Source organism: Mesorhizobium sp. B2-4-13 (assembly GCF_006658535.1).
GTDB classification, from domain to species: Bacteria; Pseudomonadota; Alphaproteobacteria; order Rhizobiales; family Rhizobiaceae; genus Mesorhizobium; species Mesorhizobium australicum.
The window spans coordinates 688,465-702,484 of record NZ_VFVB01000002.1 but is presented as its reverse complement, the minus strand read 5'-3'; the positions used below and the strand labels follow the sequence as shown (position 1 = coordinate 702,484).

General features: G+C 64.2%; 16 protein-coding genes. 5 read left to right on the top strand and 11 right to left on the bottom strand.

The window, feature by feature from the left end; translation table 11 throughout:
* The first annotated feature begins 39 nt into the window (after window positions 1-39).
* Together FJ936_RS07550 and FJ936_RS07545 are read left to right on the top strand one after the other, a co-directional pair.
* A complete protein-coding gene (locus FJ936_RS07550) occupies window positions 40-573 on the top strand; it encodes a DUF934 domain-containing protein (protein ID WP_140787887.1) in 534 nt (177 codons plus the stop codon).
* A 149-nt stretch (window positions 574-722) separates the two neighbouring features.
* Window positions 723-1,343, top strand: a complete 621-nt coding sequence (locus tag FJ936_RS07545) for a DJ-1/PfpI family protein (protein ID WP_140787889.1) — start codon at window positions 723-725, stop codon at window positions 1,341-1,343.
* Between the two features lie 45 nt (window positions 1,344-1,388).
* Here FJ936_RS07545 and FJ936_RS07540 read toward each other — a convergent pair whose 3' ends face one another.
* Together FJ936_RS07540 and FJ936_RS07535 are read right to left on the bottom strand one after the other, a co-directional pair.
* Complete coding sequence (locus FJ936_RS07540; protein WP_140618886.1) at window positions 1,389-2,411, bottom strand: fatty acid desaturase; 1,023 nt, start codon at window positions 2,409-2,411, stop codon at window positions 1,389-1,391.
* An 89-nt stretch (window positions 2,412-2,500) separates the two neighbouring features.
* Window positions 2,501-2,701, bottom strand: coding sequence for a hypothetical protein (locus FJ936_RS07535; RefSeq protein WP_023781176.1), 201 nt, complete (start codon window positions 2,699-2,701; stop codon window positions 2,501-2,503).
* A gap of 238 nt (window positions 2,702-2,939) precedes the next feature.
* On the opposite strand from FJ936_RS07535, the gene grpE reads away from it, so the two are divergent.
* Together grpE and FJ936_RS07525 are read left to right on the top strand one after the other, a co-directional pair.
* Window positions 2,940-3,572, top strand: a complete 633-nt coding sequence (gene grpE, locus FJ936_RS07530; RefSeq protein ID WP_015315702.1) for a nucleotide exchange factor GrpE — start codon at window positions 2,940-2,942, stop codon at window positions 3,570-3,572.
* Window positions 3,573-3,674: 102 nt separating this feature from the next.
* Window positions 3,675-4,307 (top strand): trimeric intracellular cation channel family protein, encoded by a 633-nt coding sequence (locus FJ936_RS07525; RefSeq protein WP_140787891.1) that lies wholly within the window; start codon window positions 3,675-3,677, stop codon window positions 4,305-4,307.
* A 93-nt stretch (window positions 4,308-4,400) separates the two neighbouring features.
* On the opposite strand, the gene FJ936_RS07520 is transcribed toward FJ936_RS07525, so the two are convergent.
* The 7 genes from FJ936_RS07520 to FJ936_RS07490 form a co-directional block, all read right to left on the bottom strand.
* Window positions 4,401-5,276 (bottom strand): GNAT family N-acetyltransferase, encoded by an 876-nt coding sequence (locus FJ936_RS07520; protein WP_041163320.1) that lies wholly within the window; start codon window positions 5,274-5,276, stop codon window positions 4,401-4,403.
* Window positions 5,277-5,517: 241 nt separating this feature from the next.
* Window positions 5,518-7,812: a PAS domain-containing hybrid sensor histidine kinase/response regulator gene (locus FJ936_RS07515; RefSeq protein WP_141906310.1), complete on the bottom strand. Its 2,295-nt coding sequence runs from the start codon at window positions 7,810-7,812 to the stop codon at window positions 5,518-5,520.
* Window positions 7,813-7,956: 144 nt separating this feature from the next.
* Window positions 7,957-8,946 (bottom strand): MDR family oxidoreductase, encoded by a 990-nt coding sequence (locus FJ936_RS07510; protein WP_140787895.1) that lies wholly within the window; start codon window positions 8,944-8,946, stop codon window positions 7,957-7,959.
* Between the two features lie 53 nt (window positions 8,947-8,999).
* Window positions 9,000-9,497, bottom strand: a complete 498-nt coding sequence (lspA, locus tag FJ936_RS07505; protein WP_141906309.1) for a signal peptidase II — start codon at window positions 9,495-9,497, stop codon at window positions 9,000-9,002.
* A gap of 13 nt (window positions 9,498-9,510) precedes the next feature.
* On the bottom strand, window positions 9,511-10,368 hold the full coding sequence (locus tag FJ936_RS07500) for an RNA methyltransferase (RefSeq protein ID WP_015315708.1): 858 nt from the start codon (window positions 10,366-10,368) through the stop codon (window positions 9,511-9,513).
* Between the two features lies 1 nt (window position 10,369).
* Window positions 10,370-11,452, bottom strand: coding sequence for a class I SAM-dependent rRNA methyltransferase (locus FJ936_RS07495; RefSeq protein ID WP_140787899.1), 1,083 nt, complete (start codon window positions 11,450-11,452; stop codon window positions 10,370-10,372).
* A 115-nt stretch (window positions 11,453-11,567) separates the two neighbouring features.
* Window positions 11,568-12,056, bottom strand: a complete 489-nt coding sequence (locus tag FJ936_RS07490) for a DUF1772 domain-containing protein (RefSeq protein WP_140787901.1) — start codon at window positions 12,054-12,056, stop codon at window positions 11,568-11,570.
* Between the two features lie 149 nt (window positions 12,057-12,205).
* Here FJ936_RS07490 and FJ936_RS07485 point away from each other — a divergent pair, with 149 nt between their 5' ends.
* Window positions 12,206-12,643 (top strand): EVE domain-containing protein, encoded by a 438-nt coding sequence (locus tag FJ936_RS07485; protein WP_140721160.1) that lies wholly within the window; start codon window positions 12,206-12,208, stop codon window positions 12,641-12,643.
* Here the strand turns inward: FJ936_RS07485 and FJ936_RS07480 are convergent.
* Both FJ936_RS07480 and FJ936_RS07475 read right to left on the bottom strand, forming a co-directional pair.
* Window positions 12,633-13,598 carry an ornithine cyclodeaminase family protein gene (locus tag FJ936_RS07480; protein ID WP_140787903.1) on the bottom strand — a complete coding sequence of 322 codons (966 nt, stop codon included), beginning with the start codon at window positions 13,596-13,598 and terminating at the stop codon, window positions 12,633-12,635. The two genes, FJ936_RS07485 and FJ936_RS07480, sit on opposite strands and share 11 nt — an antisense overlap.
* Window positions 13,599-13,635: 37 nt before the next feature.
* Window positions 13,636-13,992 carry a hypothetical protein gene (locus FJ936_RS07475; RefSeq protein WP_015315713.1) on the bottom strand — a complete coding sequence of 119 codons (357 nt, stop codon included), beginning with the start codon at window positions 13,990-13,992 and terminating at the stop codon, window positions 13,636-13,638.
* Between the last annotated feature and the right edge of the window lie 28 nt (window positions 13,993-14,020).

Below are 14,020 nucleotides of genomic sequence, written 5' to 3'. Positions count from 1 at the left end.
TCAACACGTGCTTGAGCTCTTCGAATTTTAGGAATTTTGATGACTGGACTGACGACACCGGAGACCCGGCTCTGGACCCCGGAGGGTTTTCGCGAGGACGAGTGGAGCCATGCCGAGAGCGCTGACGCGCTTTCCGGCAATGGCCGATTCATCTTGCCGCTGCAGGCGTTCCTCGATCTCGACCCGGAGGTGCGCCGCTCGGCGAAGGAGCGGCTCGGGGTCGTGCTGCAACCCGGCGACCAGCTCGAGAAGATCGTCGACCTGCTCGACCAGCTGTCGCTGGTGGCGCTGGCCTTCCCGGCTTTCGGCGACGGCCGCTCCTTCTCCAAGGGCGAACTGCTGCGCAGCCGTTATCATTTCACGGGCGCGTTGCGTGCCACCGGGCAGGTCCTGGTCGACCCGTTGCCGCACATGCTGCGGCTTGGCTTCGATGAATTCGAGATCTCAAATCCAGTGCTCTTGAAGCGCCTTGAAGAAGGCCGCACCGGTGGGTTGGGGCTTTACTACCAGCCAGCCGCCATAACGGAGACCAAGGGTCCGAAATATTCCTGGCGGCGCCTTCGCAACAGCTGACGCTTTTTCTAGGAAGGCCGAAGGCCCTCTCACTCGAAACTGGTCGTACCAATTGTGCGATTTGCGCTTTTCCTCCCGGCATCTTGCCCTTAGGATACCCCCGTTATTTCGCGACCCGAAATAAATGGCCACAAAGGGAGGAACCGGGAATGGCTGGCAAGAAGATATTGATGCTCGTTGGCGAGTTCAGCGAGGAATACGAGATTTTCGTCTTTGAACAGGCCATGCATGCCGTCGGCCATACCGTGCATGTCGTTTGCCCGGACAAGAAGGCGGGCGATGTGCTGAAAACATCGCTGCACGATTTCGAGGGCCACCAGACCTACACCGAGAAGCCCGGACACGATTACATCCTCAACAAGACGTTTTCCGAGGTGGATCCGGCCCAGTACGATGCCGTCTACGCGGCGGGCGGGCGCGGTCCCGAATACATCCGTATCGACAAGCGCGTGCAGACGCTGGTGCGGCACTTCCATGAGACAGGCAAGCCGATCTTCACCATCTGCCATGGCGTGCAGATCCTGATCGCGGTCGACGGCGTGGTGCGGGGCAGGGAAGTGGCGGCTCTTCACTATTGCGAGCCGGAAGTCACGCTGGCCGGCGGCATCTATATCGACGTCGCGCCGAATGGAGCCCATGTCGACGGCAATCTCGTTTCGGCCAAGGGCTGGCCGGGCCTGTCCAATTTCATCCGCGAATGCCTGAAGGTGCTGGGCACGGAGATCCGCCATGGCCAGATCCTGATGCGCGACGAGCGGCAAGCGGCCTGAGAAAGGTTTGGGAAATACCGCCGCGCGCTGGCGCGGCGGTATGCTCTACGCCGCCATCCGCGCTTCGCGGAACGACACCAGTTTGTGGCTGCTTTCGTCCCACAAGGCCAGTTTGACGCAGCGCAGGCTCTCGAGGAGCGTGACGCGGCCGATGCCGCGCAACTCGGGATAATCCCGCAGCACTTCCTGCAGCCGGTAGCCGGGCACCTTGGCGGAGAGGTGGTGGACGTGGTGAACGCCGATATTGCCGGTGAACCAGTTCAGCACCGGCGGGAGGTCGTAATAGGACGAGCCGTGCAGGGCGGCGCGCTGGAACTCCCATTCCTCATCCTTCGCCCATTCGGTCTCCTCGAACTGGTGCTGGACATAGAACAGCCAGATGCCGGCCGAACCGGCGAGAATGACGATCGGCAGATGGACGATCAGGAACGCGCCGGGGCCGATGACCCAGATGAGGATGGCCGCGGCAAGCGCGATGCCAAGATTGGTGGTCATTGACGACACCCAGGGCGTCAGGCCGCCACGCATCATGCCGATAGGCAGCCTTTGCGAGAAGATGAACAGCCAGATCGGCCCCAGGCCGAACATCACCAGGGGATGACGGTAGAGGCGATAAGCCAGGCGACCCCGCCAGGACATCCGCCGGTATTCGGCGACGGTCAGCGTCCTGATGTCGCCCATGCCGCGTTCGTCGAGATTGCCGGCGCTGGCATGATGGGTGGCATGGGCACGCCGCCAGCAGTCGTAGGGCGTCAGCGTCAGGATGCCCAGCGCGCGGCCGATCCAGTCATCGGCAATGCGATTGGCAAAGAAGGAGCCATGGCCGCAATCGTGCTGGATCATGAAAATCCGCACCAGGAAGCCGGCCGCGGGCAGGATCAGCACCAGTCCCCACCAATGACCATAGGCATAGGCAGCGGAAGACAGAGCCCACAGAGTGGCGAAAGGAATGAGGGTGATGGCGAGTTCGAGTGTGCTACGCCGCCTGTCAGGCTTCTTGTAGCGCGCCAGGATCTTGAGCCAGGCGCGCTTGCTGTTGGCAGCTGCCTCGGGGGAAATCATGTTCATCAGGAAGCATAGGCAGGGTGTGCCGCCACCGCAAGCCAATGATCACGCAAAGTTACTGTGCGTAATTGTCGCGTAAAGCCCGGGCGGTCCTACTGCCGTCGCCAGCCGGCGTCGCCATCCTCGACCCGGTCGAGATGCTCGAGCAATTGCTCAAACCGGTCCGGGATGTCGGGTTCGATGCGGAAGGCTGGCAAGGTGCGCAGAAAGCGCGTCACTGCCTCGGCGCCGAACTGGCGCCGAACCTCCGCAGCGAGCCTTTCGCCTTTTTCAAGCTTGTTGCGGGTCATCATTTCAAAAATCCTGCGTCGGCTCCGAAACTCCCCCAGCAGCGGAATGGTTCCCGCATCACCGCCTCGTGGCAAGCAAAGCCGGCAAGTACGGTAAAATTTGAATTAAAATCGAAGCGTCCCCATCGTGCTTTCCTGGTGGGGTCGCAGGCCCCTGCGGTCTCTTTCCCCTTGATTTTTGGCCTGCGAACCTCGATATCGGGCACAAAATCCATACCATTCGAGATGACGGGAAACGGCGATGAGCGACCAGGCAAAAGACGAACGCACGCCCAATGAAGCCGAGGCGGCCGAGGCCAATGCCGAGCGCACGGAAGGCAGCACCGATGGTGACTACGAAGCGCTTGTACGGCTGCTGAAGGAAAATGAAGAACTGAAGGACCGCGCGCTGCGGGTCGCGGCCGAGATGGAAAACCTGCGCCGCCGCACCGCGCGCGACGTGCATGACGCGCGCACTTACGCGGTGGCGAATTTCGCCCGCGACATGCTGTCGGTGTCGGACAATCTGCGCCGCGCCCTGGATGCCATTCCGGCCGAGGCCAAGGCATCGGGGGATGCCGGCTTCAAGGCGCTGATCGAAGGCGTCGACCTGACCGAGCGCGCCATGCTGTCGGCGCTGGAGCGGCATGGGGTCAAGAAACTCGCTCCCGAGGGCGAGAAGTTCGATCCCAATTTCCACCAGGCAATGTTTGAAGTGCCCAATCCCGATGTTCCGGCCAACACCGTGGTCCAGGTCGTGCAGCCGGGCTATTCGATCGGCGAGCGGGTGCTGCGCCCGGCCATGGTCGGCGTCGCCAAGGGTGGTCCGAAAATCGCCGCCGACGCGCCGGTCGAGCCAGGGCCGGTCAATGAGCAGGCCGAGAAGGATGCGTGATTAATGGGTAGCGATAGAGAGTTGTGAGTAGCAAGGACTGGGCCGGGTAGGCGCCTGCTTCGCCAATTGCCATTCACTACTGACTACTTCACTACTCACTCCATGAATCCGATCGCCCTCCTCGACTATGCCGGCGTTGCGGTCTTCGCGGCGACGGGGGCGTTGGCGGCGTCGCGCAAACAGCTCGACATTATCGGCTTCCTGTTCCTGGCCAGCGTCACCGGCATCGGCGGCGGCACGCTTCGCGACGTCATCCTCAATCTGCCGGTTTTCTGGGTCGCCAACTCCAGCTACGTGCTGATCTGCGCGGCGGTCGCTGTGCTGGTTTTCTTTGCCGCGCACCGTATCGAATCCCGCTGGAAATGGCTGCTCTGGCTCGACGCCATCGGGCTAGCCGCTTTTTCGGTGATGGGTGCGGCCAAAGGACTGGCCATTACCGGTTCTCCAGTCGTCTCCGTCATCACCGGCGTGCTCACCGCCACGTCCGGCGGCATCCTGCGCGATCTGCTGGCCGGCGAACCCTCGGTGCTGCTGAGGCCGGAAATCTATGTTACGGCCGCTCTCACGGGCGCTGCCATCTTCACGGCTGGCGACGTCACAGGATTGCCGCCGATCGTTTCAGAGCTGGCCGGCTTCGCCGCGGCGTTCGCCGTGCGCGGCGGCGCGCTCCGTTTCGGCTGGACCTTTCCAGCCTACAAGAGCCGGCCCGGCCGGCGGCCGGAAGACATTCCGTGAGGAGAGGGAGTAGGGGAGTGGTCAGTAGTCGCCGAAGCGCGAATCGTGTCGTCTTGACTACTGACTACTGACTACTGACTACTGCCTAATCGCTCACGCGGCGAAGCGCTGCGCTTCCCCGCCATAATAGTTGACGTAGCGGGCACCGATCTCCTTGACCGGCATCACGACGAAAATGTCGACCGTGGAGAATTCGCGGTCGATGACGCAACCATCGCCGATGCGAGCGCCGACCCGCAGATAGCCCTTGACCAGAGGCGGCATCGCCGCGATCGCCGCCTTGGTGTTGACCGCCTCGATCGGCATCAGATCCATGGAGCAATAGCGCCCGGACACAGCGCGCACGTCCCAGGCCGAGTTGGTGCGGCAGTGATGGGCAAGATAAGTGAGCGCCTCCGCATGCGCGGCCGGCACGGTGCCATGGAACGAGGCGCAGCCGGTCATCACCCCGATCTCGTAGTGATTGATGTAGGCCCAGATGCCTTGCCATAGCGCTTCGATGGTGCGCTTCGAACGGTATTCCGGCAAGACGCAGGAACGGCCGAGTTCAAGGAAACGCTGGCTGGGATGGCGGGCGATGAGCTTGGTCAGCTCGAATTCGCCTTCGGAATAGAAGCCTCCGGCGGTTGCCGCGATTTCTTGCCGCAGCAAGCGATAGGTGCCGACGATGCGGCGGTGCTCAGGGCCGGAAAGCGTGGTGTCGAGGACGAGCAGATGGTCGCAGAGCGGGTCGAAGCGGTCGGCGTCGCGGCGGTCCTGCGCCTGGAACAGATCCTTCCTGGCGCCAAGCTCGTCATAGAATACACGGTAACGCACTTCCTGCGCGGCCGCGATCTCGGCCTCGTTGCGGGCGAGCCGCACTTCGAGATTGCCGATACGGCCGAGCGCCGCGCCCTTTATGACGGAATCGACATTACGTCCGGCGAGCAAGGCGCTGCTGGCGTTCGGCCGAGTGTCACATTCCGGCATAACTGTATGCACGAGTGATTCTCCTTCGAGCCATCCCTCTTGGCACGGGGATACGGTGTAGGTGCAACAGGATTGTGACAGTACCGTGATACGGCGTCGCGGGCAATACTTCGTCGGCTGGCGAAAACGGTCAACCGGCTACGTTGCGTCACAAGACCCCAGGCGCGTCGCGTTCGCGGGCGCCGAAAATGGGCTGGTTTTTGGCGGCCTTGACCAGCCACGCACCCCGGAAAAAGCTGGCTCAAGCGGCGACCTGGCCCTCGACGGCACTGACCAGCGCATCGGGGTCGAGCGGCTTGGTGACGAAGCCGCTGGCGCCGTGGGCGAGCACCGCATGGCGGGTCTTTTCCTGGCTGTCGGCCGACAGCACCATGATCGGCACCGGCGGCACGGAGGCCTCCTCTTCATGGCGGCGGATCGCGGCAATGGCGTCCAGTCCGTCCATGACGGGCATGTGAAGATCCATCAGCACCACGTCGAAGCGGTGCTTGTGGCCGGCACCAGTGACCGCCTCGACGGCGGCCTTGCCATTGCCGACCACCTTGACGCGATGCCCGGCCTTCAACAGCGTCGCGCGGGCCAGCATGGCATTGATGTCGTTGTCCTCGGCGATCAGCACGGACAGGCCCTGCTGGCGTTCGCCTGAGGCACGAAGCGCCGGCGCGCGGCGTTTTTCCGGCTGCGGCTGGGCCAGGACCGGTGCGTGGCTGCTCAAAAGGACACGCAAAAGTGTTCCTCCGCGCACTGGCCGGGCAAGGAAAGTCGCGTAGCCGCTGGCACGAAACTCGCCCAGCATGCCGCGGTCGGTGGGTGCGATCAGCGTGACGGCTTCGCAATCGGAAAACCCATGCTGGCGAAGCCGCTTGAGCAGCCTTCCGTCACTCTCTTCCATGGCCGCGTCGACCAGGAGCACGTCGCAGCCGTCGGCAAAGGATGCGGCCTGAGCCACGGTGGTGGCGATGCCGGCCGCGCCGCCATTGGAGCGGATGGTGCGGGCGATGGCATCGGCCTCGACGGTGTTCTTGGATACGATCACGGCGCGTCGCCCGGCAAGCGCGTTCAACCGGCCCTGCGGCGGCTCGGTGGCTGATGTGGCGGGAATCTCGAAGACGAATTCCGATCCCTGGCCAAGCCGGCTGGAAACCGAAATCGTGCCGCCCATGGCGGCCACCAGGCGCTTGGAGATGGCAAGTCCCAGTCCAGCACCGCCATGCGTGCGTGTCGAGGTGCCGTCGGCCTGCTCAAACTCCTCGAAGATGCGCTCCATGTCCTCGTCGCGCAGGCCGGGACCGGTATCGGCGATGGTGAAGCAGATGCGGTCGCTGGTCTCGGTTCGGGCGCGCGCGACGCTGACCAGCACGCCGCCACTGTCGGTGAACTTGATGGCGTTGCCGATGAGGTTGAGCAGCACCTGCCTGACCCGGCCCGGATCGGCGGTGATCAATTGCGGCACATCCGGTTCGACATGGCAGCCAAGGCCAATGCTCTTGGCGAAGGCGCGCGCGGCCATCAATTCGATGATGTTGTCGGCGATCTCGCGCACCGACATGGGCTGCGGTTCGGGATCGAAGCGTCCGGCCTCGATCTTGGAATAATCGAGCAAGTCCTCGATCAGGGCAAGCAAGGCGCTGGCCGAGGTCGAGATGGCGCCGACATAGGTCTGCTGCTCCGGCGAAAGGCTGGTGTCGGCGAGCAGCCTGGCCATGCCCATGATGCCGTTCATCGGCGTGCGGATCTCATGGCTGACGGTGGCGAGGAAGCGCGACTTGGCCTGGCTCGCGAATTCGGCCCGCTCGCGCGCGGTGATCATGGACGACTCTGCGCGCTTGCGTGCTGTGATGTCGCGGGCGATGGCGCGATGCGAAACGGCACCGCTGTCCTTTTCGCGCACCGACAGCTCGATCCAGGAGAACCAGCGCGGGCCCGTCGGCGTGCGGATGGCGACGTCGGTGGAACTCAGGCATTCATGATCCGAGAAAGCCGCATCGGGAACGATACCGACCTCGATGCCGAGTTCGGCCAACGTCTTGCCGGCAAGATCGCGCGGATCGGTTTCGACGAGGTCGGCGAACACCTTGTTGGCGTAGACGATGTAGCCGTCGCGGTCGCGATGGATGACGAGATCGCCGAGCGCGTCGATGAGACCGCGAAAGCGCTCCTCGCTTTCCTGCATCTCCCACATGCGGTCGGCCAGCGTCTCGATCTCGGCGCGGTTGCGGGCGGTGATTTCGTCGAGCAGGACCGCGGTGCGGCGTACGCTGCGTCTGGCGCGCAGATGCATGGCCAGGCCAGCAAGGCCGGTTCCCAGCAAGGCAAGGCTAATGAAGACTGGCGCCCCGGTCAGGGATGAGAGGCCGGCCAGCAGCATGACGGCAACGAAGGTCAGGATCGGCAGGCCTTCGCGCTTGGCCGGTTGCTGATCAGGGACCAGCGGCGGCGCGGCGATAAACCGCCGCGCCGATACCGGCGGTTGCGCCGATGCCGCATCGATGTCGTCGCCGGCGTCGGCCTGTTGGCTGTCGGATTCCGCGATCATGCGAAATCCTTTGCCAGACAGAGATTATGGAAAATTGCGGGGGATCGTTCGAATTTTAGCGGATCGGGCGTTTTTGGCCCGGCGGCGACGGATTTGCCAGCCAATGTGGCAATTCCGCCCGGCGCCTGCCACCCCTGAACCGGGTCACATGTCGACGACGACGCGGCCGCGGATCTTGCCGTCGACGATGTCGTGTGCCGCACCGATGATGCCGTCGAAGCCGATGGTCGTGGACAGGCTGGCGAGCTTGTCCACATCGAGATCGGAGCCGATGCGCCGCCAGGCCTCGAGGCGCACGGCTTTCGGCGCCATCACCGAATCGATGCCGAGCAGGGAGACGCCGCGCAGGATGAAGGGGGCGACACTCGACGGAAGATCCATGCCGCCGGCCAGGCCGCAGGCCGCGACCGCGCCGCCATAGGAGGTCATCGACAGCACATTGGCCAGCGTGTGGCTGCCGACCGAATCGATGCCGCCGGCCCAGCGCTCCTTGGCCAACGGCTTGGCGGGCTGGTTGAGCTCGTCGCGCGATATCACCTCGGCGGCGCCGAGGTTGATCAGGTAGGGGCTTTCGGCGTTGCGGCCGGTCGACGCGATGACATGGTAGCCGAGGCTGGACAGGATCGAGACCGCGACCGAACCGACGCCGCCGGCAGCACCCGTCACCACGACAGGTCCGCGCTCAGGCAGGATGCCGTGCCGCTCCAGCGCCATGACGCAGAGCATGGCCGTGTAGCCGGCGGTGCCGACCGCCATGGCATCATGCGCGCTCATGCCTTCCGGCAGGGGCACCAGCCAGTCGCCCTTGACGCGGGCGCGCCCGGCATAGGCGCCGAAATGGGTTTCGCCAACGCCCCAGCCGTTCAGGATGACCTTGTCGCCCTTGCGCCAGTCGGGATTGGAAGAGGAGATGACGGTGCCGGCAAGGTCGATGCCCGGCACCAGCGGCCATCGACGGATCACCGGCGCCTTGCCCGATATCGCCAGTCCATCCTTGTAGTTCACCGTCGTTGCCTCGACCGCGATGGTGACGTCGCCCTCCATCAGATCGGCGTCGATGAGATCGGTCACGGCGACCGACTGTTTTTTCTCGGCATCGCGCGAAACGAGGATGGCTTTGAAGGTTTCGGTCATCTTTTTCTCCCCGAACTTGCTCGGCGTGACTGTGCGGCGATGGCCGCGCGGGGTCAATCCTCGGAAGGCTTGGCGTTCGGAGGCGCGGGTTCACGCCGCCAGCCGATGAGTTCGTCGAAGACGACCAGGGCCGCGCCCACCGAAATGAAGGCATCGGCAAGGTTGAAGACGGCGAAGGACCAGACCGGCGTGTGGAACAGGATGTAATCGATGACGTGGCCGTAGACGGCGCGGTCGATCAGATTGCCCAGCGCGCCGCCGATGATCAGGGCAAAGCCGGTGCGGGCGATGACATGGCCCGATGGCGTGCGCGTGGCGAGGTAAAGCACGAAAGCGACGACCAGCACCGCGATGACAACCAGGCCGATGTCGCCGAAGGAGGAGAACATCGAGAAGGCGATGCCGGTGTTGTAGGTGCGGAACAGCGCCAGGAAGGGCAGGAGGTCGAGCTTTTCCTGGAAGGGCAGTCCGGCTTCGACCAGTGTCTTTATCCACTGGTCGAGCGCGATGGCCACCATGACGAGCAGCGCGTAGGGAGACCATGATTTCACGATTGGGCAACCCTCATTGCTGGTCCGAAATTGGTTCGAGCTTCAGCGCGCCGCGCCGGATCTCGAACAGCATGATGCCGGTGGCGACCGCGAGATTGAGCGAATCGGCACGGCCCGCCTGCGGAATCCTGAGCAGCCTGTCGCAGCTTGCCGCCAGGCTTTCGGGCAGGCCCTGCTGCTCATTGCCCATCATCAGCAGCACCGGCCCGCGGGAAAAATCCACCGAGCGGTAGTCGACCGCGCCTTTCAGATGCGTGCCGGCAACCAGCCCTGAAAAGCCGCCGCGCCAGGCAAGGAATGCCTCCGTCGTTGCCTTGGCCACCGGTATGGCGAAGATCGACCCCATGGTGGCGCGCACCGTTTCCACCGAAAACGGATCGGTGGTGTCGCCGACCAGGATGACGCCCTTGGCGCCGACGGCATCGACGGTGCGGATGACGGTGCCGAGATTGCCGGGATCGCGCACCCGGTCGAGCGCCACCCAGACATCGCCATTGTCGGCACGGATGTCCTTCAGGGCCAGGAATTTCTGCGAGAAGACGCCGACCACCATTTGCGGATTGTCGCGGCGGGTGATGGCGACAAGCACTTTTTCCGATACTTCGAGCACGGTGCCGCCGGCGGCGACGGTGCGTGCCGCGACCTTTTCCACGGCCGCGTTGCCGCGTCCGGCCTTGGCGAAGACCAACGTCCTGATCTGCCAGCCCAAGTCGAGCGCATCGATGACCAGCTTCAGCCCCTCGGCCATGAAGGCGTTCTGCTGGTCGCGGAATTTCTTCAAGGCAAGTGCCTTGATGTCCTTGACCAGCGGATTGGCAAGGCTGGTGACTTCCTTCACCTGACCGGGCGCGCCGGCATGCCGTTCGTTCATGTCAGGCCACCCAACGCGAAAACAGTGACGTCGAAAGCGCCCGGCCGGCGGACTTTTCACGGATAATCAGCTCACCCGATTCAACCTTGCCGCCCATGCCGGCGAAGGTGTCGCGCACCAGAGCGTGGATGGCGAAGAAGGAGGCACGGATCGAATAGGCGGTCAGCACCACGGCAAGCGGTCTTGGGGTCAGGATCGAGCGACAGAGGTCCGTCAGATCGGGAAGATCTTCGAACAATTGCCAGACCTCGCCCTTGGGGCCGCGGCCATAGGCCGGCGGATCGAACAGGATGATGTCGTAGCGGCTGCCGCGACGCTCCTCGCGCTCGGCGAACTTGACCGCGTCGTCGACGATCCAGCGGATCGGCTTGCCGCCAAGTCCGGATATCTCCTGGTTTTCGCGAGCCCAGCCGATCGCCTTCTTCGAGGCGTCGACATGGGTGACCTCAGCGCCGGCGCGCGCCGCCACCAGCGAGGCAAGGCCGGTATAGCCGAACAGGTTGAGTACCTTGACTGGCCGCCTGGCGGCCGCGATCAGCCCGGCCATATGGTCCCAGTGCGACGCCTGCTCGGGAAAGACGCCGACATGGCGAAACGAGGTGAAGCGGCCGAGATAGTCGATGCCGTCATGCTTCATCGGCCAGGTTTCGCCGAGCGGCGTCCTGGGAAAACGCCAGCGGCCGATGCCTTCCTCGTCGGTGTCGCCGGTGAAGATCGCGTCGGCACGCTCCCAGTCCTTGGCCGGCAGAGCCTTCTGCCAGATCGCCTGGCCCTCGGGCCGCACGATGCGATAGGGTCCATATTGTTCAAGCTTTTGTCCAGCGCCGCTGTCGAGCAGCGCGTAATCCGCGTTGGGTGCCACTTCGAGGATTACCGGAAGTTGCTCAGCGGGCAGGACGCCGCCGCGACGGGCAAGGTTGCGGGGCGTGGATTTCGGTGCGGGCTGGTCCGGCTTCAGGTCTTGCCGCGGCCTGACCTCCGGCCTGGCCACGCCGCGACCTTCCGGTGGACGCGATTGCGCGGCTTCGCCTTTACCCGGCTGGTGCGGGCGGCCGTCGCGGCGTTTGTCGCGAAAAGACTTCAAGAGACAGCTTCTCCGGCGGTTCGGCCCGCTTCTGCCACAGCTATGCCCATCGGCGCAACAAACCCGCGCGACATTGCGATAGCAACGATTGGGGCAATTGCGGCTTGCGGATGGCTTAGCCGCCACGCCCGATCGAGAGCAGTGCGACAACCAGCGAAACGAAGCCGGCAGCCTTGGCCGCCGTGACGGCCATGTGGCCGGTTTCCCAGCGCAGCCGTATGGCGTCGAAATTGTCTGGAATCGGCCCTGGCACCCAGGTGGCGAGAACTTTATTGGCCGGTTTGACGAGAACGAACCAAAGTACGAGGGATAGCGCATAGAGCAAGGTGGCGGCGAGTGCGAACCAGAACGCCGACCGATCTTGGCGCAGCAGCCACGCCAGCAGTCCCGGGCAGATGATTGCCGCGACATCCAGCGGCGCGCCAATGATTGCGAAGAGCAGGAACTGGCCGTTGATAACGGTGGCCTCGCGCCAAAGCGCCGGGGACCATCGGGTGAGCCGGGGCACCGATTCCAGGACATGGGCGAAGGACGGCCCGAGGCTGAGCGCAGCGATCATGGTGGCCAAGACAGACCAGAACAGCAGGAAGCCATATAGTCGCATGACGCAACAACGGTTCCGGGCCGAAGCCGTTCCGAACGGCCGCACTTGCCATTGCCGCGGCCCCAGCCCTATCGTTTGGCGCTCCGGCACTGCGGGCCGATTAGCGGGCAAGCGTTGGCCGACGGATAACTGGCCAATTAGGAGCAGAAATGAGCGCGTATTGGATCGCCGTGGCGTCGGCCGAACATGTCCGGCGCGGCCGCAAGGGCGGCTTCATGCAGGTCAACCATGGCAAGGCGGCACCGCTGCGCCGCGTCAGGCCCGGTGATGGCATCGTCTATTATTCGCCGACCACGGTTTTGGGGGAGAAAGACGGTCTGCAGGCGTTCACGGCGATCGGCATGGTGCGGGAAGGAGACCCCTATCAAGGCGACATGGGCGGCGGCTTCACGCCGTTCCGTCGCGATGTCGACTGGGCGCAGGCACAGGAAACGCCGATCAAGCCATTGCTTGAGAGGCTGGAGTTCACCTCAGGCAAATCGAACTGGGGTTACCCGTTGCGCTTTGGCTTGTTCCCGATCAGCGTGGCAGATTTCGCTTTGATCGCGGAGACGATGGGCGCCAAACTCGCTTCGACTAGCCCCTGAGCGCCTTGTAGACGGCAATGCCGGCGGCCAAGTCCTCCAGCGCGGCACCGACCGACTTGAACAGCGTAATCTCGTCCGGGCTGCCGCGACCTTCCTTTTGGCCGCGCGCCAGTTCGTGCAGGTCGGCGACGATGGCTTGTGGTTTCAGCACGCCTGAGGCCAGTGGCTGGACGATGTCGCCGGCTTCCTTGGTGGCGCCGGCGCGGGTGTCGACATAGACGCGGGCGCGCATGACCGCGTCGTCATCGCTTTCGCGCATCGCAGGCGTAAAGCCGCCGACCAGGTCGACATGGGTTCCCGGCCGCAGCAACGTGCCCTTGATCAGCGGCGTGGTGGTGATTGTCGCCGAGGAGACGATGTCGGCCTGGCCAAGCTCGGCATCGAGATCGGTCGCGGCGCTGGCCGCGAAGCCCTCGGCGCGCAGATCGGCCGCGACTTTCTCGGCGTTGGCCGGGGTGCGGTTCCAGATGCGGATGGTCTTGATTGGCCGCACGGCGCTGTGCGCCTTGGCCAGGAAGGGCGACAGCGCGCCGGCGCCGACCACGAGCAGCCGCGAGGCATCGTCGCGGGCGAGATAGGACGCCGCCAGCGCCGAGGCGCACGCCGTGCGCCACTGCGTCAGCCGCTGGCCGTCGATCAGGGCTTCCGGCTCGCCGGTGCTGCCATCGAGCAAGAGATAGAGCCCCATCACGGCGGGCTTGCCGACGGCGTTGTTGTCGGGCGAGACGGTGACGATCTTGACGCCGATATGGCCGCCGGCGGAACGGCCCGCGGCGTGAAAATCGGTCCATGCGGGCATCAGCAGCAAGGTCGACGCCGCGCCGTCTGGCCTTTCGACCGCGTGATGATGCCTGACCGGCTGCACCGCGCCCTCGCGAAATGCCGTGCGCAATGTCTCGACCAGTCCAGGAAAGGTCAGCGCACGATCGACCTCCGCGGCCGAAATGGTCAGCATGAAAAGCTCCGCGAAAAGAAACGCGCCGACCTGCGGCTCAATTGGTCGGCTTCGGCAACGCCGACCCTTGGGCCGGTGCTTGGGCTGATGCCTGCGGCACCGAGGGCGTGCGGCTGACTGCCTGGCGCAGGTTTTCGGCCTCGACACCGCGCTGGCGAGCCAGTTTGCGGTAGTGGCCCTGCTTCACCCATGTCGCCAGGCTGCCGACGACCATGCCGATGGCGAGCGCCAGGAACAGGAAGATGAACAGCGGCAAGGTGAGTGTCAGCTTCGGATTTCCGGGATTGAAGGGGTCCAGCGTGAAGGCGACGAGTTCGCGGTTGGCGACGGCCAAAGCGATCAGGATGATCGCCAGGGGCACGAAGACCACGATGAGCATGAAGCGATTGAGCATGATGTTTTCCGTCGCAAGCGGGCCGATA